This is a genomic window from Noviherbaspirillum sp., from assembly GCF_035627455.1.
GTDB lineage: Bacteria > Pseudomonadota > Gammaproteobacteria > Burkholderiales > Burkholderiaceae_D > Noviherbaspirillum.
This window is the reverse complement of record NZ_DASPLS010000054.1, coordinates 1-21,985: the sequence shown is the minus strand read 5'-3', so window position 1 is coordinate 21,985 and position 21,985 is coordinate 1. Positions and strand designations below refer to the sequence as shown.

The window sequence follows — 21,985 nt, the reverse complement described above, 5'->3', positions numbered from 1 at the left end:
GCGCCCCTTCCTAGAGTTCCTGGTCCCGGTACCACACCATCTGCTGCGTCGTCGCCAGCAGGGTGCCATCCTCCGCCCAAACCTGTCCCTCCTGGTCATAATAGCCGCCGCAAAAGGCGTTCGCCTTCGCCTGCATGAAGACATGATGCGTGCCGGCGCGTTCCAGCGCCGCGCCGTCGGCGTGGAAGTTGATACCGAGCGTGACGGTGGAGATCGGCGTCGGCGCCCCCTTGCGCACGAACAGGCGCGGCACGAAGGTGTCGCAGTACGCCGCGAGCGACGGGAAGTCGAGCTTGCGCGGCGGGACGTCGGACAGCCAGCATTGGGTCGCGCTGTCGTTGCCGCCGGCCAGCGGATTGCCGCCGGCATAGCGCATCGCGTAGCGCTGCAGGAAAGGCACCGCGGCCGGCGCCGGCGCACGGGGAAACGACGCCGGCCCCGCGACCTCGGGCATGCGTGCCTCGGTATCCGACCACGCATCGCGCCGTACCGCGAAGACCGCGGTGCCGGTGATGGCCGGCTCGGGATCGCCGCCCTGGCGGATCTCCATCTGCCAATGCTGGGTCGAGCGGCCGGTGCGCACCGCATGCACGCGCACCATGAAGCTGCCTTTGCGGATCGGGCCGGCGAAGTTGACGGTCAGCGCCAGCGGATCGCCGAGCCGCTGCGGATGCTTCAGGATCGCCTGCAGCAGCGTCGCGACCGTGGTGCCGCCGAACGGCGAGATCGCATTCCAGTAATCGTCCGAGGTATGGCCGGAAAAGACGTCGCCTTCCTCTGGCGTGAGGGCGATGGCGCGGTCGAAGGGATGAAGGTCGGCAATGGCGGTCATGGCGGGTGTGATTGAATTAGAACAGTCGTGCTTTTTCAATGGTAAACAAAAACGGCGCAGCGCGCTGGGCCGGTCGCGACACTTGACCTGGATCAGGAAAAGTATGAAAGTTGCCATGCGGACACAAAACCTCGGATTGCCTGCTATACTTCTGGTTACAACTCACGCAGGGCAAACCGGTCGAAAGACCGGGACGCAAAGCTTCCGGCCTAAAAGGAACCTGGTTCCTCATGGTAGCGGGGCCGCCTTCTGAAGCGAAGTCACGCTTCACGCTTTGGCATGCCTTGCACTTTTGGAAGGTGACGATGCCAAAACGACTTGCCATCATTCTCTTGCTGTTGCTGCCCGCTTTTGCATTTGCAGAATGCGGTTTTACGCGTGACGGAAATGCGATGACGATCGTGGTTGGCAAGGATCCCAAGTGCCTGTCTTCAAGCCCGTTCCGGGAAGCGTTCAAGTCCAATGTCGCCGACGCAATGGCCGAAGCGGACGAGGTGCGGCTGCAGAAACGGGCATACGACGACCGCGCCGCGCGCGCCGCGAAGCTGTGGGCGATCGCCGAGCGCCAGTACCAGGCAACCACGCCGGGCGGCCGCTACTTCGGTCAGGGACGGTAAGTCAGGGACGGTAGTCCGGCCGGGAATCAGGGCCTTCGCAGCTGCCGCCGCAATTCCCTGGTCCACTGGTCAAAATACACCTGCTCGCCGTTGAGATCGACCGCGATTTCATTGCGCAGCTGCGCGCAGGTTTCGTCATGCTCCTGCGGCGTGCGCGTCTCGTACTCGCGCACCGTCTGCAGATTCGGACGGTTGGCCTCATCGAACAGCGGCGAGGATTCCGCCAGCCGCACCAGCTCCGGAAAACGCGCGCGGAAGCGCTGCACCACGGCGGCGACCTCGGCACGCACTGGCGCCGACGCGGACGCACAGAGCTTTTCGGGCAGGAAGGTGCGGATCGCGACGTAGTGCACGATGGTCCGGTGGACGACGCGGTCTTCGGCTTCCCCTGCCGTGCCGGCGGCGGCCGGGTGGAGCGGCAGCACGGCTGCCGCCACGCATGCGCCAGCCACGCCCTGTCTGAAGAAATTTCCCATATGCCCGTGCTTGTTGTTGTATGCGGCATGCCAAGCCGGGCATGATGGTAAAGCGCGCGTGCGCCGCGCGCCATCCCGAGAATATGGGAGTCTGGCAGCTGCGTCACGCAACGAGGACGGCGTACGCCGCGCCCGGCGCCTGCCCCAGTTCCGGAATTGCGCACAGGCCGCCGCGCAGCGCCACCACCCGCACCGCCCGGGCCGGGCCGCCGTCGGCCGGGTATAGCCGCCATTGTTCGCCGGACATGCCCCCGGCGGCGGTCTCCAGCAGCACTTCGGTGCGCAGCAGGCCAGCCAGCCGGCGCGCCGCCGCATCGGGGTCGACACCGGCGGCACAGGCGGCGCCAATGCCGGTGGCAAAGCCTTCGGCATAGTCGACCACCGTCAATTCCTCGTCCGGGTCCGCGTCGAACACCTCCGCCAGCGCCGGCAGCAGCACCGCGTCCGGTACCGGCTCGCGCAGGAACAGCGCGATCTCGGCAGCCATCGAAGCCTCCTAGCCGGCCCGGCGGCGCAGGCGCGTCGCCAGCAGCGTCACGCCGAACGCGATGGGCAGGAACGGCAGCATTTGCCAGATCATGTCGCGCTCGACCAGGCCGCTGCGCGCCAGCAGCAGCACGGTGCCGACCAGAATCAGGATGGCCGGGGCAGACAAGCCCTTGCGGCGCGGCTGCTGTACTTGGGCGGTTTCCATTGCATTCCTCCTTGAAAGATGGGCAAACGATACCGCGCGCCTGCGGCGCAGGCGAGCCGGATGCGACGAAACAGCGTTATCGGGGAGCGAAATGCATGAAACCGTCCGGATCCGGAGCATGTGGCGGGGCCGTCCGCGCGCTCTTGCATGCGGGAATGGCCGCAAAAGGCGGGCGCGCGATGCGGCCGGTTGCGCGCGCTTTCGATAGAATGGGCGTTTTCCGGCGCTCCGGCTGCCGGTTGCCTTTCTTTACCACGACCCCACGATGAGCGCATACCCTGTCATCAGCTGGACCGAGGCAGGCGAGCCACGCTCTGCCCGCTGGCGTTCCGAATCCGCCGTGCCGCCTCCCAAACGGGTAGCGATCGCCGACGATCGCATCAGCGCCGATGCCGCCTACAAGCTTGCCTGCGAAGGAACGGCGCTGCTGTGGCGCGGCGATTTCCACAATGCGCGCCAGCTGCTGCAGGCGCTCGCGCGCCGCATCGACCGCAGGCCGAAGAAGGCGCCGCCGCCGGCGACTTCCGCGCAAGCCTTCCACCTGCACCGTCAGGCGCAGGCGCAGCGCGCCCGCATCCTCGGCATGCTGCTGGTGCCGTTCGAGCCCGGCCATGTCATTCCGCTGCGCCGCGCGCCCGACGTGCGCCTCGCCTGCGAGGAAGTGTACGGCGCGGCCGGCGAGGCCTATGTCGCGTCCCTGCGTGAACTGCAGGGACTGATCGGCGCGCATGAATGGCGCAAGAAGGGCGTCGAGATTCCTGCGCTCGGCGCGCGCATCCATCCATGGTACGGCGTGTTTTCGCCGGTGCGCGGCGAGTACATCGAGCTGGTCGCGCAAGCGCCGTTGCCGTCGACCGCGCTGGCTTTCGACATCGGTGCCGGCACCGGCGTGCTGTCGGCGGTGCTGGCCAGGCGCGGCGTCCGGCGTGTGGTGGCAACCGACCAGGACGAGCGGGCGCTGGCTTGCGCGGCAGACAACCTGCAGCGGCTGGCGTTGCAGCCGCAGGTGGAACTGGTGCGCGCGGACATGTTCCCGCAGGAACGCGCGCCGCTGATCGTCTGTAACCCGCCCTGGGTGCCGGCGCGTCCGAGCTCGCCGATCGAGCATGCGGTCTACGACCCCGACAGCCGCATGCTGCGTGCCTTCCTCGACGGACTGGCCGCCCATCTGGAGCCGGGCGGCGAGGGCTGGCTGATCCTGTCGGATTTCGCGGAGCATCTCGGGTTGCGCACGCGCGACGAGCTGCTGGGCTGGATCGCGCAGGCGGGCCTGAAAGTCGCCGGCAAGCTGGATGTGCGGCCGCGCCATCCGAAGGCGAGCGATGCGGAGGATGTCCTGCATGCGGCCCGGGCGGCCGAGCTGACGTCGTTGTGGCGGCTGGCGCCGGCTGGCTGAAACACCCGCCGCGAAGGGCGCTACGGAGCGCCCGGGCGTGATGAATGCGCGGTTTCGACCCTGTTGCGTCCGAGCCGCTTCGCCTGCAGCAGCGCCTGGTCGGCGGCTTCGGTCAATCCCGCTGCGGAGTGATGCATGGCCGGGAAGGCAGCCAGGCCGGCGCTGAAGGTGGCATGCAGCGCGCCGTCGGGATGCGCATGCGGCAGTGCGGAAAAGTCGCGCCGGATGCGGTCGATCACCGCGCTGGCGCGCCCCAGGTCCACGTCCGGCAGCGCGACCATGAACTCCTCGCCGCCGTAGCGACCGATCAGGTCCACCGAGCGCAGCCGGCCCTTCAATAGCCAAGCCAGCCCGCGGATCACCTGGTCGCCCACCGGATGGCCGTAGGTATCGTTGATCGACTTGAAATGGTCGATGTCGATCATCGCCACCGTCAGCGCGCCACCGGCGGCCTCCTCGACCATCGCCTGCAGGCGTGATTTCGCAGCGGTATGGTTGAACAATCCGGTCAGGCCGTCGAGCCGGGTCGAGCGGCGGGTTTCGCGGAAGCGCTCGATGCGCGTCTTGACCACGGCGGCCAGCAGCACCGGATTGAACGGCTTCATCAGGAACTGGTCGCCGCCCAGGCGCAGCGCCTCCACCTGCATGCCGACATCCGATTCCCCGGAAAGATAGACGATCGGCAGCGCGCCGTACGCCGGCGTCTGGCGCAGCACCCGGGTCGCTTCGACGCCGTTGAAGCGAGGCATGTGCATGTCCATCAGCACCAGGTCGGGCTTGTAGGCTTCGAGCGCTTCCAGCAGGTCGGCGGGATCGTTGATCGCATGGGTGTCGATGTCGTGCTGCGCCAGCGTGCGCTGGATCAGGGCCACCGCAACCCGCGAATCCTCCACCACCAGTACCCGGTACTGTTCCTGCTCGTTGCTCTGCACCAGGTCGAGCACGCAGTTGAGCACCATTGCCGGCTGGTCCTCGGCGGGGATGGTGACGTCGATGCCGGCGCGCATCAGCTCGACGATTGGTTCAATCGCCGCCTGCACCCCGAGATAGAACAGCTGGCTGGCGGGGCAGCTGCGCCGGATTGTTGCGATACAAGAAAATTCATCCTTGCCGGCGTGCGGATGGGCGGGAACGAACAGCACCGCAAGCGGCATGTCCTCCGGCAGGCGCTGCTCCTGCCAGTCGAGCGGAAAGATCTTGAAACCGAAGAATTTCAGCTGGTGCGCGAGCGCGTCGGCCATGTCCCGCTTTTCCGGCGCCGCCACCATCCAGATCGCGCGCGGCTTGATCCAGTCCACGTCCGGCGCGGCAGGCGGCTCCTCGTTGCGCCGTCCGGACGGCGGCGGACGCGACGTCGCCACCGACCCGAGCAGGGTATCCACCTGGCGCTGCAGCGACAGGATATCCTGCTGCGGCAGCGGATGCGTGGACTGGTCGCCCAGCCGGGTAAGCGCCGCGTTTTCCAGTCCTTCGCACAGGCGCACGAGGCCGGGCAGGCGCAGCCGGTTGAAGTATTCCGCGAGACTGTTGAGGGCGACCGCGAATTCAATGAACTGCTCGAAGCGGCCCTCGGCGACGTAACGCTCCCAGCGTGTACGCAACACGTAGAGGCGGTCTTCGATCGGATCGGGGGTGGGTGTGGTCATGGCTTGACGAGCAGCAACTCTTGCACATTATCACGGAAGCCCCGGGCAAAGGAAAGGCAGATGCAGCGCACGCATGACCGTGTTGTATTGAGTGCTATTCTGGAATCGTTGGCTGGTTTGCGGGAGCAGGCGATGCGCATGAGCGATGAAGAATATTTCCGCAGTTGCGTGGCGAAGGAACGCCACATTGCGCAACTGCTCGGGCATGAAGTCGAGGAATACGCGGACAGCGCGGGTACGCTGTGGATCAACAGGGAGAAGGTGCCGCAGTGGACCCGCGACTGGCAGGCTTGCGGCGCGCTGATGACGGCGTTCGCGGTACCTGTCAGTTTTCACAGGGAAGAGGGCGAGGCTTGCTGGTCCTGTGTGCACGCCGGGCCGGTCAGCGTGCGCGCGTCCGACCATCCGAACCGGGAGCGCGCGCTGATGGCGGCGGTGGCGAAGGCGGTGATCCACTTCCTCGAGCATGACAAGGCGCACCGGCACCTGGCGCATCCGGAGCGCTTGCCCGGTATGCGGCGCAGCGCCTGACGCGCCGCACTGTCCATCAGGCCGGCGGCGGTGGCGCTTCCCAGCGCGCGGCCACCGGCGGCACCACCCAAAGCTGGAAATGCAGCTGCGACAGCGCGGCCGGGTCGTCCAGCAGCGCGTTCTTCTCCGCCTCGCTTAGTATTGCCGGGCCGCTGTGCACCAGCGCCGCAGTCGCCGCTTCGACGGCTGTTGCCTGCGTCCTGATCCGGCCGGCTGCGCATGCAAGCGCGTTGACCACGGGGTCGGCGACGGCAGCGCCGAAACCGGGCATGCTGCCTGCCGCTTGCGCATGCGCGGCCGTGTCGCGCAGCTCGACCGGCGGCGCCGCCTCTTCCGGAATCAGGAACAGTTTTGCACGCCGGAACCAGCGACCGGGTGCTACCCGGCTCGACAAGACCGACAGCGGCGCCGACAGTGCCAGCCCGCCGGCGATCGGCAGCAGCCATGGCAGGAATGCCGGGTTGAGCAGATAGACACCGCCGGCCCACAGCAGGCCGAGCAGCATGTGCCAGCCGTGATTGCCCAGCGCTTCCGCCCAGCCGGTTTCGGAGTCGGCGCGCGGCGGCGACTTCCAGTGGATTGCCCAGCCGAGGAAGGCGGCGATCACGAAGCGCGTATGGAACAGCATGCGCACCGGCGCCGCCAGCATCGAGAACAGCACTTCGAGCAGCATGCCGGCAACCACCCGCAACCGGCCGCCATATTGCTGCGCATCCCTTGCGCACACAAGCAGAACGGCAAGGATCTTCGGCAGGAACAGCAAGGTCGCGGTCGCCGAAAACAGCGCGACCGCCTTTTCCGGATGCCATTGCGGCCAGATCGGAAACAGCTGGCGCGGCTGCACGAAATACTGGGGTTCGGTCAGGGTGTGCAGCGCCAGCATCGCGGTCGACAGCGCCAGGAACAGGCACCACAACGGCGCCGACAGGTAAGCCATCACGCCGGTGACGAACACCGCGCGGTGCACCGGGTGCATGCCGCGCGCGGCGACGAGGCGGAAGTTCATCAGGTTGCCGTGGCACCAGCGGCGGTCGCGCTTGAGTTCGTCGAGCAGGTTGGGCGGCATTTCCTCATAGCTGCCGTCGAGGTCGTACGCGATCCACACCGCCCAGCCGGCGCGCCGCATCAGCGCCGCCTCGACGAAATCATGCGACAGGATGTCGCCGGCCAGCGAGCCGCGGCCGGGCAGGGGCGCAAGCGCGCAATGACGCATGAAGGGCGCCATGCGGATGATCGCATTGTGGCCCCAGTAATGCGACTCGCCGAGTTGCCAGTAGTGCAGGCCGGCGGTAAACAGCGGGCCGTAGACACGCGTGGCGAACTGCTGGATGCGCGCATAGAGGGTGTCGCGGCCCGCGGCGACCGGCGCGCTCTGGATGATGCCGGCGCCCTGATTGGCTTCCATCAGCCGCACCAGCTGCGTGATGCAGGCGCCGCTCATCACGCTGTCGGCGTCGAGCACGATCATGTAGCGGTAATTTTTTCCCCAGCGCCGGCAAAAGTCGTCGATGTTGCCGCTCTTGCGCTTGACCCGCCGCTTGCGGTGCCGGTAAAAGATGCGGCCGAAACCGTTCACCGCACGGCACAGTCCGGCCCAGGCGGCCAGTTCGGCGGCGCGGATGTCGCTGTTGCTGCTGTCGCTGAGCACGAAAAAATCGAAATGCCGCAATTCCCCGCTGCGCGCGAGGGACTCGAAGGTCGCGCGCAGGCCGGCCATCACGCGCGCGACGTCTTCATTGCACACCGGCATGACGATCGCGGTGCGGGCGTCGTCGGGAATCGGGTTTTCCTGGCCGGCACGACGCGTAATCGCATAGGGGTCATTCCCGCGCAACAGCACGAGGAAGCCGGCCATCGCGGTCCAGAAGCCGGCGGAGATCCAGCAGAACAACAGCGTGAACAGGACCAGCAAAATGATTTCCAGCGGCGCCGTGCCCTGGTAAGGCAGCACCTTGCGCATGAACCAGGCGGCGCACGCGGTTTGCGCGAGCATCAGCACCAGCAGGACGAGGCGGCGCAGGTTGCCGCGGGTTTGCCAGCTGCCGCGCGGGTCAGGCGCGTCCACCACGTCAGCTTGCGCAGCCTGCGCCCCACCCGGCATGTCCGACGGCCACGCGCGTCGCGCGCCGTCGTCGTCCTTGCGTGCCACCCATTGGCGCCGGCGCCGCGCTTCGAACCAGCGCACCAGCGGATTGAGCGTGCCCCATGGATGCGGCGCCATCGGCGAGCGCTGCGGCAGCGGCGCGAACTGCATGCGCACATGCTTGCGCCTTTCCGCCTCCAGGCTGCGGATGTTGCCGTCCGCCTGATCCAGCCGACGATCATAAGCGAGGCGCAGGCGCGCTTCGATCGAGCCGAACGCCGGATTGCCGGGGTCGGCCTGCCTGCCGGCGAGCGCCGCATGCAGGCCGGCCAGCGCGTCGTGCGTGCTCGCCGCGCCGGCAACGCGCGCCGCCAGTGCCTGGCGCTGCTGGGGCGTGAGCGGCAGGCGCTCCAGGTAGGCGCCGTGCAGGGGCCCGGCGGCGGGCGCGCGCTTCAGTCCGGGGGCAGGATGTAGCTCCACGTTTCCGAAAGGGTGTTGTTGTTGCTGTTAAGATAAGCGCGCAGTTCGACCGGCTTCTTCACGTCGTTGCGGCGCAGCTTGACGGTCATGCGCCAGCCGCCGGTGGCGTCGTTGCGCATCGTGTTGGTTTCGAGGATCCTGCCGTTGTCGTTTGCGCTGACAACGGCGTCGACCTTGTCTTCCGCCGACAGCTTCTTCAGCCCCGGCCCTTCGAAGTCGACCGACAGCGCGATGCTGTCGTCGGCCTTGCGCACCCAGCCATGTCCGCGGCGCGTCTGCACTGCCCAGGCCGACGGCGGGCGCTTCTCCGCATCCTTCTGCCACAGCAGGCGGTATTCGATGTCGAACGGCACGCCGGGTTTCGGCGCCTTGTCCGGCACCCAGAACGCGACGATGTTGTCGTTGGTTTCGTCGGGCGTCGGGATCTGGATCAGCTCGATGCGGCCGGAACCCCATTGTCCCTTCGGTTCCACCCAGGCGCTGGGCCGCTTTTCATAGCGCGCTTCGAGATCCTCGTAGCTTGTGAACTGGCGGTCGCGCTGCATCAGGCCGAAACCGGACGGATTGGTCAGCGCGAAGGATGTGACCAGCAGGCGGCGCGGATTCACCAGCGGGCGCCAGATCCATTCGCCGGTGCCGGCTTGGATCGCGAGGCCGTCGGAATCATGCACTTCCGGCCGGTAATCCTCGGTCGCCGGCCGCTGGTTCTCGCCGAAGAAATACATGCTGGTCAATGGCGCGATCCCGAGCGTGGTGACGTTTTCACGGAGGTAGAGCTGCGCCTTCACGTCGAGCACGGTGTCGATGCCGGGCCGCAGCGTGAAGCGGTAGGCGCCGGTCGCGCGCGGCGAATTGAGCAGCGCATAAATGGTCAGGTCCTTGCCGTTCTGGCCCGGGCGCTCGATCCAGAATTCCGTAAATTGCGGGAATTCCTCACCCGAGCTAAGCGCGGTGTCGATCGCCAGCCCGCGCGCCGACAGGCCGTACAACTGGCCCTTGCCGACCGCGCGGAAATAACTCGCTCCGAGAAACACCAGCACTTCGTCCTTGTACTTCGGCGTGTTCAGCGGATGGTGCACCCGGAAGCCGGCAAAGCCGAGACCGGCGAGGTCTTTCTGATGAAGTTCGTTCGCGCCATAGTGGAACAGCTTCGGATCGAAGCGGATCTCCTGCACCGATTTCCCGTTGATCTCATGCACCCTGACCGGCGTGTCGAAGCTGCCGCCCTGGTGGAAGAACGCCAGTTCGAACGGCAGCCTCGCATTGCGCCAGTGCGCGCGGGCGGGATCGAAGCGGATGTCGCGGTACTGGTCGTAGTCGAGACTGGCGAGCGACTTCGACACCGTCCGGACCGGCTTGCTGTAGGCGGTGGCGGCCAGGCGCTTCGCCCTGGCGGCGACATCGTCGAATCCGAACGCGCCGGCGGTCGCGGGCAGCAGACAGAGCAGCATGCCGAGCGGGGCGGCAGCTTTTGCGATGCGGGCAAAATTGATTGCAGGCATTGTCCTCTCGTTGATGCATTAACAGCACGTATGGTGCAGTGCATCGCGGCGATTGCTTTGAGGGTGTGCAATGAATGTCGCTTCCGCGCGACTGCGGAATGTAACAGAACGATACGGACGTCCGGCAGCCCTTGTACAATGCCCGAGTAGCTTTGCGTCAATTTTTCCACACAGGATGTGACTTGGGCACGGTAGCCCGGTGCAGGAATACCGATATTTTTCCGAAAGGAGAGGAATGAGGCTGGCGGATTTCATTTCCGCAAACGAGGCGCGCATTGCTTCCGCATGGGAGGAGGCGGTCGCTGCATTTCTTCCCGCGAGGCAGGTGGCCGGGCATCCGGTGCTGCTGCGTTTCGCGCCGCAGATCCTCGCCGCGCTTGCCGCCGATGTCGGCCGTGCCGGCACCAGGCATACCGCTGCCGCGACCTGCGCCGCCGCGCTGGACGCACTGCGCCAGTCCTCGGGTTTCGACGTGGCGCAACTGAGCGCGGAATTTCTCGCGCTGCGCGCGGGCCTCATGCGGCTGTGGCTGCCTGCCGGCGATGCCGCCCAGCTGTGCGCGCTGAACGAGGCCATCGACCACGCGCTGGCCGCATCGATCGCCCACCATTCCGAGCGCATCGAGCGCGCGCGTTCGCTTTTCCTGGCGATGCTCGGCCACGACCTGCGCACGCCGCTGGGCGCCATCGATCTCGCCTGCCAGTACCTGGAGCGCACCGACGTGGCGCAGGAACGCAGGAACGAAGCGGTGGCGCGCATCAGCCGCTGCGCCGGCGCGATGAATGCGATGATCAAGGACATGCTGGAGTTCACCCGCTCGCGGCTGGGCAAGAGCATTCCCGTCGCGCCCAAGCCGGCGCATTGCGGCGCCATCTGCCACGGCGTGATGGAGGACGTGCGGGCAGCGCATCCGCGGCGCGAATTCGTGTATGAAGAATCGGGCGACCTGGCGTGCCGGGTGGATGCCGGCCGCCTGCACCAGGTGTTGTGGAACCTGTTGAACAATGCGGTGCAGAACTGCACCCCGGAAGCGCCGGTGACGCTGGCCGCGCACGGCGGCGCGGACGCGGTGCTGCTGCGCGTTACCCATCGCGGCGCCGCGGTCCCGGCCGACATCCTGGCGTCGATTTTTGATCCGGTCGCGCTGCTGGCGACGGCGGATGCCGATCACAGTCCGCCGGCAAACCTCAGCCTGGGCCTGTACATCGCGCGCGAAATCGTGCGCGCCCACGGCGGCGAGATCGGGGTAGCCCCCTCAGGCGCGGACCGTACCGTGTTTACCGTGCGCCTGCCGAAACCGGCGCGCGCGGACTGACGGCAGCGCCGTCCTGCGGCAAGTCCTTTTTACTTGTATTGGATCAAGGCCGCGCAATTTGCTTTCCGGCATCATTCGGCTTCCTTGCATCATCCTCCAACCGGCGCTGCGCCATGATCAAGAAAATCCGACTGGACCAGCTCAAGGTCGGCATGTACATCCAGGATTCCAATCGCGCATGGATGAGCCATCCATTTCCTGGAAAGCGGATGGCAGTCACCAGTGACCGGCAGCTTGAAAAGCTGGTGGCTGCCGGTATCCGCGAACTGTACATCGACACCGTCCGCCGCCTCGACCTGACGGCTGCGCCGACGGCCGGGCAGGCGCACGCCTTCGGTGCCCGCTCCACTAACTATATCCGGGCGCAGCAGGTCGACCTGTCGCGCCCGCCCGGCATGGGCCGCGGCGGCCGGATCCTGAGCCACGAATCGCCGGCGAAAATGGCGCGTGGCCCCGGCGCGTTTCATGAGCCTGCGTTGAACCCGACTTCGGGCCATCCTCCCGGCCACCCCTGAAGCGCCACCAGACACCATCCGGTGCCGGCTCGCCGCCGGTGCTTCCTGCGCATCCTGCGCCTCTCTTACTTGCACAACAAGAACATGCATACCAATCCGTCCCATTCCATCGCCGCGCCCTGCACGCCGCATCCGATCGTCGGCAGGCGCGTCGAGCTGCAACTCTTCACCACCCTGCGCTGCAATCTCAAGTGCACCTATTGCTCGGAAAGCGCGGTCGTCAATTCCCAGGGCAAGGTCAGCTATTCGCTCGATGCCCTCGACAACTTCATCCGCACCCACCTGAGCGAGCATGAAATCTACGTCACCTTCTACGGCGGCGAGCCGACGCTCAATGTGCAATACATGGAGCAGGTGATGCAGCGCTATCCGCATTTCCGCTACCAGCTGCAGACCAACGGCACGCTGCTGCACCGCCTGCCCGACCAGGTGCTGGCGAAGCTGTCGAACGTGCTGGTGTCGGTCGACGGCGGCGAGCGGATCACCGACGGTTTCCGCGGCAAGGGCGTGTACCGGCGCGTGCTTGGCCGCGTCGACGGCATCCGCGGCCGCCTGGGCGGTTCGCTTACCGCGCGCGTGACCTGGGGCAGCGAGGACACCAGCTTCGAGGAGCTCGACGAGCTGCTGCAATCCTTCGATTATGTGTACTGGCAGTTCGTGCAGAGCGACAGTGCCTATTCGGCGCAGGCGATGGAAAGGAAGCGCCGGGTGCTGGTGCGGCTGGTCGACCGTTTCTTTGCGAGCAAGGATGCCGTCTATCCCTTCATCCCGATCATGGGCATCGTGCGCAACAAGGTGCTGCCGTCGCGCGCGCTCGAGCTGTACGGCGGCCACAGCCAGTGCCGTGCGTCGACCCACATCCTGAACGTGCTGCCGGACGGTTCGATCTATCCCTGCCCGGACATGACCGACGACCCGGAAATGCAGCACGGCAGCGTGGTCGACAACTGGCTCAAGCGCAGCCCGCTGCAGCCGCATCCCGACATGCCCTGTCAGACCTGTACGGCCTACGCGTTCTGCCGTGGCAATTGCATGAAGAACCTGCATGTGGCCTACGTCAGGAAGGACGAGGCCTACCGCCGCCTGGTGGTGGAGCCGGTATGCGAGCTGGTGAAATTCCTCGGCGAGGAAATCGACCGGCGCGATCCGAAAGCATGGTTTGCGCAGGCGCCGCTGGCGGTGCGCAAGGAAGTCGCCGATTGCGAGGTGTACGAGTATGTGGAGGTGATGCCGTAGCATGCACCGGCGCATCGGGATTGATCCCTTTCATGCGCGCGCGCCGAAGCTGGATTAGACTGGAAAACATGCGGGGAGCAATCTGCATGTTTTCCAGGAAATACTGCACAGAGACACGAAAGGAGCGAGCATGCGTGCCTATATCGTCAAGACGCCCGACGGTTACCTGTACCCCTTCGCCGGCGATGTATCCCTTACCGACGACCAGGCGCTGGCGGGCCATTTCCTGAGCATCGAGGAAGCGCGCGAAATCGCCGAGAGCCGCGGCTACTACAACGGCGGCTTCAACATCATCCGCGTCGACGTGGAGCAGGACCAGCTCAACCGCCAGTAAAAAAACCGAACTCGCGCTCCTGACCGGTCTCTAAACGACTTGCGCCGACCTTGTCCCCGGCGCGCCGCCGATTCCTCATCGGCATCGTTTATGTCATGCGAAGGAAAGGAGCTCGCGATGAGAAGCACCAAGCCGAACCGCACAGCTGTGCAGTCTTCCGACCGCTTCGAAATGCAGCAGAAGCAGTCCGGCGACCAGCATATCCTGCCGGAAGACGAACCCATGGAAGATCCGCACCGTCCGCACCGCGTCAGCCGCGAGGACATGCAGAAGCTGCGTCCGGCCCAGCCCGAACCGGACGATCCCGCCACGCCGTAATCATCCCGCCTGCGGCGGCGCCTCCGGGACGGCGCTGCCCGGCATCGTTGCGGCCTGGGTCGGCTCGCTGCCCTGGCGCGCGCCCAGCACCATTTCCGTCATCCAGCCCATCAGGAGCGCGGTGTAGGAGCGCTGCCAGCGTTGCTCCGACAGCCCGTGGTCAGCGCCTTCGATCACCCGGTAGGTCAGGGAATGCGCCTGAACGCAGGCGTCTCGGTAGCTGCAGATCGCTTCATGCGGCACGGTGTCGTCGTTTTCCGATTCGATCAGCAGCACATCGCCCTTGAACGCGGCGCAGGCGCGCAATGCGCGGTTGGTTTCGGCCGGCACCAGGTTGCGGCGGTAGGATTCCAGGTCCTGTTCCTTGTGCAGCTGCCGCTTCGGCAGTTCCCAGCCATTGTCCATGTACAGCGCCGGCACCCGCAGCGCCAGCCACTTCACCGGGCGCAAGGTGGTAAGGATGGCCGCCAGGTAGCCGCCGTAGCTGCTGCCCACCACCGCGATCGCCGACGCATCCACCTCGCGGTGGCGCGCCAGCACGTCATAGGCGGCAAGCACGTCGTGCAGGTTGTTTTCGCGTGTGACGGTTTCCTGCTGCGGCCTGGTCTGCGCATGGCCGCGCAGGTCGAAAGTGAGGCAGACGCAGCCGAGCGCCGCCACTTCCCTTGCGCGTGCCAGGTACTGCTCCTGGCTGCCGCCCCAGCCGTGCACGAACAGCACGCCGGGCATGCGCGTGTCCGGCGTGACGATGGTGCCGGCGATGCGCTCGCCGTCCACCGCGATGTCGATACTGTCGTCATAGGTCGCCATAGTCTTCCAATCTCGCATATTTGGTGAGCGGTCCGATCCGTTCGTCGTTGCCCTGGAAATACACATCCGCATCCGGCGGCAGCGCGGGGTTCTCGCCGTAGATTTCCGCGGTCGACGCGCGCACCACCTGCAGCGCCGGATCGGCGCGGAAGGCGGCGAGTGCGGCCAGTTCCGCGCCGGTTGCGCCGCCGACGCGCCACGACTGCTCCAGCACGCCGGAGTGCCAGCGTCCGCTGTCGTCCGCGCCCTGCGCGATGTCATAGTTGCTGCGCGAAGCGATCATCCCGGAAAAGCAGGCCATGGCGGCCTCGTGATAGCGGCGCGCCTGAGCAATCGCGGTATGCACCCGGTCTTCCAGCGGCAGCTGCAGCAGGCGGTCGAACCCGCCGCGCACCACCACCAGGTCCGAGCCGCCGTACACCTCGGCTCCCTGGTTGTTGACCGTCAGGTGCTGCGTGCCGCAATAGGTCGCAAACAGTTCGCCGATACGAACCTGACCCACGCTGCGGGTCTCCGGTTCCACGAGATTGCACTCGAGCACAATTCCTTCACGCGCGAGCTGTTCATCGTCCAGAGCATCGAGTTCGTCGTCGAGCTGCGCCTGGTCGCGTACCACCGACTGGCCGAGCCCGCCGATCCCGCTCGGCTTTTTCACGCGGACGGCGCCGCGCTCGAGCAGCCGGATCCCGGCCCCGCGCGCGTCTGTCCGGGAAAATGCGGTAAAGCCGGGCAGCACCACGTTGCGCACGCACTGCGCGAAGTCCTCGGACCAGCCCGGCGGCGCGCTCGCGTCCGAATCAGGCAAGCCATGCGTGATGGTCTTGGTGGCGACGAACGGATACGGCACGACGCCGCCGAACAAATCCTGCTCGCCGCCGATGCCGAGGTCGCGCGCCTCCGGTTCCGACACCAGCGTGTCGTTCGGGACAAAATACAAAGGACGGTCATAGCGGCACGCGGGATCGAAATTCCCGCCGAACTCGTCGCTCCGCAGCCGGGCAATTCTTTTTGCCAGTTCCTGATGGGACGCCGTTTCATGAAGACAGCCGCCGGTCTTTTGCATGTAGACAACGACAATTGCAGAGGAAAACACATTTTGGAATGCGATACTCATGAGGGGCCTCCATGCAGCGCGCCGGGGGAATCACGGCTTCCGCGTGGCAAGCAAGAAGCACGCCTTGTCCCGGATATCAAGGTGTTTTGCGGAAAAATTTACTTGTTACATTGCCGCCACGCTTGCGCATTCCCGTTACGCGGCCTGCCGGATTTCCGCAAAAACGTTTAGGATGGTAATGCGTTTCTTTTACGAGACAGACGCAGCGCATCCTGTCGCCCATGAAGACCAGTTCCAATCTCACCGCCGCCCAGCTGAACGGCATTCTCGCGATTGCCGACGACGCGATCATTTCCGTCGACAGCATGCAGAGGATCATCCTGTTCAACCAGGGTGCCGAGCGCGTGTTCGGCTGGAAGGCGGAAGAAGTCCTCGGCAAGGAACTCACGAAGCTGCTGCCACCGCGCTATCACGCGGGGCATGACAAGCACATCGAGGAATTCGACCGATCCGGCAAGACGTCGCGCAAGATGGCGGAACGCCGGGCGATCTTCGCGATGCGCAAGGACGGCAGCGAATTCCCCGCGGAAGCGTCGATCTCCAAGCTCGAGGTCGACGGCACGACCATCCACACCGTGATCCTGCGCGACATTTCCGTGCGCAAGGCCTACGAGCGCGAACTGGAAATCGCCAAGGAAAGGGCGGAGTCGGCGATGCAGGCCAAGAGCATGTTCCTGGCCAACATGAGCCACGAAATCCGCACGCCGCTCAACGCGGTGATCGGCATGACCAGCCTGCTGCTCAACACCCGCGTCGATGACGAACAGCGCGATTACGCACAGACCATCCGCGCCAGCAGCGAAGTGCTGCTGACCATCATCAACGACATCCTCGACTACTCGAAGATCGAGGTCGGCAAGCTCGACATCGAACGCCAGCCTTTCGACCTGCGGCGCTGCATCGAGGAGTCGCTCGACCTGCTGTCGTCGAACGCGGGCGAGAAGAACATCAATCTCGCCTATTTCATCGACGACAGCGTGCCGGCGGCGCTGGTGGGCGACGTGACCCGACTGCGTCAGATCCTGGTCAACCTGCTGTCGAACTCGATCAAGTTCACCCACCGCGGCGAAGTGGTGGTGTCGGTCTCCGCCGAGCATATCGACGAGCAGCACTATGAGGTGCAGTTTTCGGTCAAGGACACCGGCATCGGCATTCCTGAAGACCGCCAGGCCGAACTGTTCCAGGTGTTTACCCAGGTCGATGCGTCCACCACGCGCAAGTACGGCGGCACCGGCCTCGGGCTGGCGATCAGCAAGCGGCTGGCCGAGGTCATGGGCGGGCGCATGTGGCTGGAAAGCGCCGTGGGTGAAGGATCGACCTTTCATTTCGCCATCGTGGCCGAAGCGTCGGGCTCGCAGCTGGCGCATACTTTCCTGCAGGAGCGTTCGTCCACGCTCGCCGGGCGCCGGGTCCTGATCGTCGACGACAACAGCACCAACCGCCGCATTCTGGTCAAGCAGGCGCTGCTGTGGGGCATGGTGCCGTCGGCGGCCGCTTCCGCGATCGAGGCGCTCGACCTGGTGCGGCACGGGCATGCGTTCGACGTCGGCATCCTCGACATGAGCATGCCGGAAATGGACGGCCTCGGACTCGCGCTGGAGATCCGCAAATACCGCGACGAGCATTCCCTGCCGCTGATCATGCTGACCTCGGTCGCGCACCGGCCGCGCGACGGGACGATGGCCATCATCAAGTTCGCCGCCTACCTGAACAAGCCGATCAAGCCGACCGCATTGTTCGACGCACTGCTGCATGCGATGCGCATCGAACCCTTGCAGGGGATTCCGCAGCGCCCGCGCGCGCACGGCGGCAAGCTGGCGGAAGCGCTGCCGCTGAAGATCCTGGTGGCGGAAGACAACACCGTCAACCAGAAAGTGGTGCAGCAGCTGCTCGCGCATCTCGGTTACCGCGCTGACGTCGTCGCCAACGGCGTCGAGGTGCTCGATGCGCTGGAACGGCAGAATTACGACGTCGTCCTGATGGATGTGCAGATGCCGGAGATGGACGGCCTGGAAGCGACGCGCCGGCTGCGCGCCCGCTTCGCCGAGCGCGGCCCGCGGGTGATTGCGATGACCGCCAACGCGATGCCGGGCGATCGCGAAAAATGCATCGATGCCGGCATGGACTCCTATGTCTCCAAGCCGGTGGAACTGGAAGACATCCGGATGGTGCTGACCGCGGTGGCCGGCATCAACCGGCCGGACCCGGAAGACGCGGCACCCGTCATCGACCGGCGCCGCATCGACCAGCTGCTCGAACTGCAGGACGAGAACAACCCGACGCTCGCGTCGGACATCATCCAGCTGTTCGTCAACGACTCGCCCAAGCATCTGCAGAATATCGGCGAGGCGCTCGCCTCCGGCAGCGCGGAAGACCTGGTGTCGGCGGCGCACCGCTTCCTGTCGAGCATCGAAAACCTCGGCGCGCAGCGCATGCGCAAGCATTGCATGGAGCTGGAACGGCTCGGGCGCGAACGATCGCTTGAGGGTGCGACGGCGCTGCTGGAGGCACTGCGCCGCGAATTCGACATCGCGCGCCAGCACCTGCTGTCGATCGTGCAGTCGGCATGACGCGCGCGGCATGCGGACCTGCTCCATGCCGCCGGCGGCCCGCGAGCGTGCCGACCCGGTCAGCACCGGACTAGCGCGGCTGTTCCAGAAGCCGCGGCCGGTTCTCCGAACTTTATTCCCGGCGGATCCCGATCACGTCGAAGCGCCACGCCGGATCCGGCGGCGTCACGCCTGCGCGTGACGGAAGCGCGCTTGCTGGGAAAACAGATTCCGCCCCTGCGCGCTCATCCCTGGAAATGCCGCAGGCCGTCGAGGTCGAGCACCGTGATGCCGCCGTATTCCAGCCGCACCAGGCCGGCCTCTTCCAGCACCCGCAGCGCGCCGTTGACGCGCTGGCGGGAGGCGCCCGCGAGGTAGCCGATCTCTTCCTGCGAGATCTTCAGTTGCGGACTGATGCCGGGATTGAGGTGCGGGTTGAACAGCGCCGCCAGGCAGCGCGCCAGGCGCGCGGTGGTGTCGAGCATGCGGTCGTATTCGACCAGCGAGATGAACATGCCGAGGCGCTCGTTGAGCAGGGTCATCACGAAGCGGTTGAAGCCGATGCTGTTGTCCAGCAGCCAGTGGAAGGTCGCGCGCGGCATCAGCGCCAGGCGCGTGTCGCGCAGCGCGATCACGTCGTACTGGCGCGGCGTGTCCTTGAGCAGCGAACCCTCGCCGAACCAGGCGCCGCCGAGCACGCCGGTGAAGGTGATGATCTTGCCCTGCGGGGACACGCTGCTCATCTTCAGCAGGCCGTCGATCGCGCCGACCCAGTATTCGACCGGCTCGCCCTTGCGGCAGGCATAGCCGCCGGCGGGAACGAGGCGTTCGGCGACATCGGCTTCGACGCGCGCCATCTGTTCGGCGCTGAGCGACTGGGCCCAGGCGGCCTTGCGTAGTGCGTCGAGGAGGGGAGGCGATTGCGTTGTCATGGCATGTTAGGGCAGATCGGTGCACGCCGATCATAAACGCTTCGCGCAAAGCTTGCCAGCGCGCGCGGCGCCCCCGCCCGCGCGGCTGCGGAATTGCTGGGATAATACCGGCGCAATCACGCATGCCTGACACCACCCGCCATGAATACCGGAGTTCTCTACGCCGCCACCGCCTATGCGATATGGGGCATCTTCCCGCTGTACTTCAAGTCGCTGCAGGCGGTCCCGCCGCTGGACATCCTGCTGCACCGCATGGTGTGGTCGCTGGTGTTCGTGGTGATCGTGCTGGCGGTGCGGCGGCAGTGGGCGTGGCTCGGCGAGGTGCTGCGCAAGCCGAAGGTGCTGGCCGGCTTTGCCGCCAGCGCGGTCCTTTTGTCGAGCAACTGGTTCATCTATATCTGGGCAGTGAACAACGGCCATGTGGTGGACTCCAGCCTCGGCTATTTCATCAATCCGCTGTTCAACGTGCTGCTGGGCTACCTGATCCTGCGCGAACGTCTGCGGCCGCTGCAGTGGGCCGCGGTTGCGCTGGCTGCGGCCGGCGTCTTGTGGCTCACATGGCAGGGCGGCAGCCTGCCCTGGATCGCGCTGCTGCTGGCGACGACCTTCGGCCTGTACGGCCTGCTGCGCAAGACCGCCGCGCTGGGCGCGCTGGAAGGCCTGGCGCTGGAGACCCTGCTGCTGTTTCCGCTGGCGTTCGGCTATCTGCTGGTGCAGACGCTGGACGGGCACAACGCCTTCCTTGATGCATCCCCCGGCACCCAGGCGCTGCTGGCTGCGGCCGGCCCGATCACCGCCATTCCGCTGCTGCTGTTCGCTTCCGGTGCGCGCCGCATCCCGCTGTCGCTGCTCGGCCTGCTGCAGTACATCGGGCCGTCGCTGCAACTCTTGCTCGGCGTGTGGCTGTACCATGAACCGTTCGGCGGCGCCCGGCTGGCCGGATTCGCGCTGATCTGGAGCGCGCTCGCGGTGTATTCGATGGAAGGCTTGTGGCGGAACTGGAAGGCGAGGCAGGGGGCGGCGTAGCGGAATCCGCTACCGGGCCGGCAGCCGCGCGCGATCAGACGCTTATCGGCCCTCCAGCGCCGTTCCAATAAAAAAGCCGGTCCGAAGACCGGCTTTTCCGTATGGAGCGTAACGGCGATCAGAAGCGATAGCCGAGGCCGACGCCGACCAGCACCGGGTCCACCTTGACCGTGCTGACCTTCGCGCCGCTGACGAACACGTCGCTGCGGATCTGCACTTTCTTGACGTCGAGGTTGATCGACCAGTTCTTGTCGAGCTTGAAGTCCACGCCGGCTTGCAGCGCGAAGCCGAAGCTGTTGTTCTCCAGGTCGCCCAGGCCGTTGAGCAGCTTCACGCTGCCGATACGGGTGAAGTTCACGCCGGCGCCGACGTACGGGCTGATCTGCGCGGCCGGGGTGAAGTGGTACTGCAGCGTCAGCGTCGGCGGCAGGTGCTTGAAGGTGCCGATGTTGGTGCCGGACAGGTAGACCTTGTGCTTTTGCGGGTAGGTCAGGATCAGTTCCGCGGCCAGGTTCGGCGTGAAGAAGTAGGAAATGTCGACTTCCGGGATGGTCTTGTTGCTGACCGTGATCTGGTTTGCCGCGCCGACGCCGCCGACCGGGTCGGACTTGTCAGCCGGGTCGATGTTCACGATGCGGGCACGGACTTGCCACGGGCTTTGCTGGGCCATTGCCTGGGAGGCGAGGCCGAGGGCGGCGAGGGCGAGGATCATAGCGGTTTTTTTCATGTTTTCCCCTTGAAGGTTGGCTTGTGTAAGTACCGTGGGGCACTGTATTCCTGCAGAGCAGCAAAAACGTTGATGCAGATCAATAAAAACCATTTCATAAGTAGGGCGATTATATTGCCTCTATGTTAACTCCCGGAGGGCTATGCCAGGACCGCGTGGATGGCCCGGCGGACGCCCACGTGCGGGCCCGATCGGGTATCCTTGCACACTCTCCTTTTCATCCGCTTCATTTCAGTATTCCTATGGCTCAATACGTGTACACCATGAACCGCGTGGGCAAGATCGTCCCGCCCAAGCGCCAGATCCTCAAAGACATCTCGCTGTCCTTCTTCCCCGGCGCCAAGATCGGCGTGCTCGGCCTGAACGGCTCGGGCAAGTCCACGCTGCTCAAGATCATGGCGGGGATCGACAAGGACATTGAAGGCGAAGCGGTTCCGATGCCGGGGCTGAACATCGGCTACCTGCCGCAGGAGCCGCAGCTCGATCCGGCCAAGGACGTGCTGGGCAACATCATGGAGGCGGTGGGCGAGACCAAGGCGCTGCTCGACCGCTTCGACGAGGTCTCGGCCAAGTTCGCCGAGGAGCTGTCCGACGACGAGATGAACGACCTGATCGCCGAACAGGGCGAGCTGCAGGAAAAGATCGACCATCTCGACGCCTGGGACCTGCAGCGCAAGGTCGAGATCGCCATGGACGCGCTGCGCTGCCCGGCGGCCGATGCCGACGTGACCACCCTGTCGGGCGGCGAGCGCCGCCGCGTCGCCCTGTGCCGCCTGCTGCTGTCGCGCCCCGACATGCTGCTGCTGGACGAGCCCACCAACCACCTGGACGCCGAATCGGTGGCCTGGCTCG

22 protein-coding genes and 1 riboswitch are annotated in these 21,985 nt (G+C 65.8%); of the genes, 11 read left to right on the top strand and 11 right to left on the bottom strand.

Features of this window, described 5'->3' with window-relative positions; genetic code table 11:
• Window positions 1-10 precede the first annotated feature (10 nt).
• On the bottom strand, window positions 11-832 hold the full coding sequence (locus tag VEC01_RS09605; protein ID WP_324900589.1) for a thioesterase family protein: 822 nt from the start codon (window positions 830-832) through the stop codon (window positions 11-13).
• Between the two features lie 160 nt (window positions 833-992).
• Window positions 993-1,082: riboswitch (cyclic di-GMP riboswitch) on the top strand.
• A gap of 142 nt (window positions 1,083-1,224) precedes the next feature.
• On the opposite strand from VEC01_RS09605, the gene VEC01_RS09600 reads away from it, so the two are divergent.
• Complete coding sequence (locus VEC01_RS09600) at window positions 1,225-1,449, top strand: hypothetical protein (protein WP_324900588.1); 225 nt, start codon at window positions 1,225-1,227, stop codon at window positions 1,447-1,449.
• 26 nt (window positions 1,450-1,475) lie between these two features.
• On the opposite strand, the gene VEC01_RS09595 is transcribed toward VEC01_RS09600, so the two are convergent.
• From VEC01_RS09595 to VEC01_RS09585, 3 genes are all read right to left on the bottom strand, one after another.
• Window positions 1,476-1,925, bottom strand: a complete 450-nt coding sequence (locus tag VEC01_RS09595) for a hypothetical protein (protein ID WP_324900587.1) — start codon at window positions 1,923-1,925, stop codon at window positions 1,476-1,478.
• 103 nt (window positions 1,926-2,028) lie between these two features.
• Window positions 2,029-2,412 (bottom strand): hypothetical protein, encoded by a 384-nt coding sequence (locus VEC01_RS09590; RefSeq protein ID WP_324900586.1) that lies wholly within the window; start codon window positions 2,410-2,412, stop codon window positions 2,029-2,031.
• 9 nt (window positions 2,413-2,421) lie between these two features.
• Entirely contained in the window at window positions 2,422-2,619 is a 198-nt protein-coding gene (locus VEC01_RS09585) for a hypothetical protein (protein ID WP_324900585.1), read from the bottom strand.
• A 265-nt stretch (window positions 2,620-2,884) separates the two neighbouring features.
• Between VEC01_RS09585 and VEC01_RS09580 the strand changes: the two genes are divergently transcribed.
• The gene (locus VEC01_RS09580) at window positions 2,885-4,015 is read left to right on the top strand and encodes a class I SAM-dependent methyltransferase (protein ID WP_324900584.1); all 1,131 of its coding nucleotides are present in this window, start codon (window positions 2,885-2,887) and stop codon (window positions 4,013-4,015) included.
• Window positions 4,016-4,035: 20 nt separating this feature from the next.
• Here VEC01_RS09580 and VEC01_RS09575 read toward each other — a convergent pair whose 3' ends face one another.
• The gene (locus VEC01_RS09575; RefSeq protein WP_324900583.1) at window positions 4,036-5,661 is read right to left on the bottom strand and encodes a diguanylate cyclase; all 1,626 of its coding nucleotides are present in this window, start codon (window positions 5,659-5,661) and stop codon (window positions 4,036-4,038) included.
• 138 nt (window positions 5,662-5,799) lie between these two features.
• Here VEC01_RS09575 and VEC01_RS09570 point away from each other — a divergent pair, with 138 nt between their 5' ends.
• Complete coding sequence (locus VEC01_RS09570) at window positions 5,800-6,192, top strand: aminoacyl-tRNA synthetase (RefSeq protein WP_324900582.1); 393 nt, start codon at window positions 5,800-5,802, stop codon at window positions 6,190-6,192.
• Window positions 6,193-6,208: 16 nt separating this feature from the next.
• Here VEC01_RS09570 and mdoH read toward each other — a convergent pair whose 3' ends face one another.
• A complete protein-coding gene (gene mdoH / locus VEC01_RS09565) occupies window positions 6,209-8,755 on the bottom strand; it encodes a glucans biosynthesis glucosyltransferase MdoH (RefSeq protein WP_324900581.1) in 2,547 nt (848 codons plus the stop codon).
• The gene (locus tag VEC01_RS09560) at window positions 8,728-10,257 is read right to left on the bottom strand and encodes a glucan biosynthesis protein G (RefSeq protein ID WP_414691436.1); all 1,530 of its coding nucleotides are present in this window, start codon (window positions 10,255-10,257) and stop codon (window positions 8,728-8,730) included. The genes mdoH and VEC01_RS09560 overlap by 28 nt, the downstream gene beginning before the upstream one ends.
• A 235-nt stretch (window positions 10,258-10,492) precedes the next feature.
• Between VEC01_RS09560 and VEC01_RS09555 the strand changes: the two genes are divergently transcribed.
• The 5 genes from VEC01_RS09555 (at window position 10,493) to VEC01_RS09535 (ending at window position 13,975) form a co-directional block, all read left to right on the top strand.
• Window positions 10,493-11,572 (top strand): HAMP domain-containing sensor histidine kinase, encoded by a 1,080-nt coding sequence (locus VEC01_RS09555; RefSeq protein WP_324900580.1) that lies wholly within the window; start codon window positions 10,493-10,495, stop codon window positions 11,570-11,572.
• Between the two features lie 113 nt (window positions 11,573-11,685).
• On the top strand, window positions 11,686-12,087 hold the full coding sequence (locus VEC01_RS09550; protein WP_324900579.1) for a DUF3391 domain-containing protein: 402 nt from the start codon (window positions 11,686-11,688) through the stop codon (window positions 12,085-12,087).
• 84 nt (window positions 12,088-12,171) lie between these two features.
• Window positions 12,172-13,323, top strand: coding sequence for a radical SAM/SPASM domain-containing protein (locus VEC01_RS09545; RefSeq protein ID WP_324900578.1), 1,152 nt, complete (start codon window positions 12,172-12,174; stop codon window positions 13,321-13,323).
• A gap of 130 nt (window positions 13,324-13,453) precedes the next feature.
• Window positions 13,454-13,657 (top strand): hypothetical protein, encoded by a 204-nt coding sequence (locus VEC01_RS09540; protein ID WP_324900577.1) that lies wholly within the window; start codon window positions 13,454-13,456, stop codon window positions 13,655-13,657.
• A 117-nt stretch (window positions 13,658-13,774) separates the two neighbouring features.
• The gene (locus VEC01_RS09535) at window positions 13,775-13,975 is read left to right on the top strand and encodes a hypothetical protein (protein ID WP_324900576.1); all 201 of its coding nucleotides are present in this window, start codon (window positions 13,775-13,777) and stop codon (window positions 13,973-13,975) included.
• Here the strand turns inward: VEC01_RS09535 and VEC01_RS09530 are convergent, their stop codons facing one another.
• On the bottom strand, window positions 13,976-14,785 hold the full coding sequence (locus VEC01_RS09530) for an alpha/beta hydrolase family protein (RefSeq protein ID WP_324900575.1): 810 nt from the start codon (window positions 14,783-14,785) through the stop codon (window positions 13,976-13,978). It lies immediately after the preceding gene.
• Complete coding sequence (locus VEC01_RS09525) at window positions 14,772-15,899, bottom strand: DUF3182 family protein (protein WP_324900574.1); 1,128 nt, start codon at window positions 15,897-15,899, stop codon at window positions 14,772-14,774. Before VEC01_RS09525 ends, VEC01_RS09530 begins: the two co-directional genes overlap by 14 nt.
• A gap of 221 nt (window positions 15,900-16,120) precedes the next feature.
• Here VEC01_RS09525 and VEC01_RS09520 point away from each other — a divergent pair, with 221 nt between their 5' ends.
• Entirely contained in the window at window positions 16,121-18,469 is a 2,349-nt protein-coding gene (locus VEC01_RS09520) for a response regulator (RefSeq protein ID WP_324900573.1), read from the top strand.
• A gap of 224 nt (window positions 18,470-18,693) precedes the next feature.
• Here VEC01_RS09520 and VEC01_RS09515 read toward each other — a convergent pair whose 3' ends face one another.
• Window positions 18,694-19,380, bottom strand: a complete 687-nt coding sequence (locus tag VEC01_RS09515; RefSeq protein ID WP_324900572.1) for a Crp/Fnr family transcriptional regulator — start codon at window positions 19,378-19,380, stop codon at window positions 18,694-18,696.
• Between the two features lie 141 nt (window positions 19,381-19,521).
• On the opposite strand from VEC01_RS09515, the gene rarD reads away from it, so the two are divergent.
• Entirely contained in the window at window positions 19,522-20,406 is an 885-nt protein-coding gene (gene rarD / locus VEC01_RS09510) for an EamA family transporter RarD (RefSeq protein ID WP_324900571.1), read from the top strand.
• Between the two features lie 118 nt (window positions 20,407-20,524).
• Here rarD and VEC01_RS09505 read toward each other — a convergent pair whose 3' ends face one another.
• A complete protein-coding gene (locus VEC01_RS09505) occupies window positions 20,525-21,133 on the bottom strand; it encodes an OmpW/AlkL family protein (protein WP_324900570.1) in 609 nt (202 codons plus the stop codon).
• Between the two features lie 242 nt (window positions 21,134-21,375).
• Here VEC01_RS09505 and VEC01_RS09500 point away from each other — a divergent pair.
• Window positions 21,376-21,985 (top strand): ATP-binding cassette domain-containing protein (locus tag VEC01_RS09500; protein WP_324900569.1); only part of this gene is annotated, 610 nt, incomplete at its 3' end.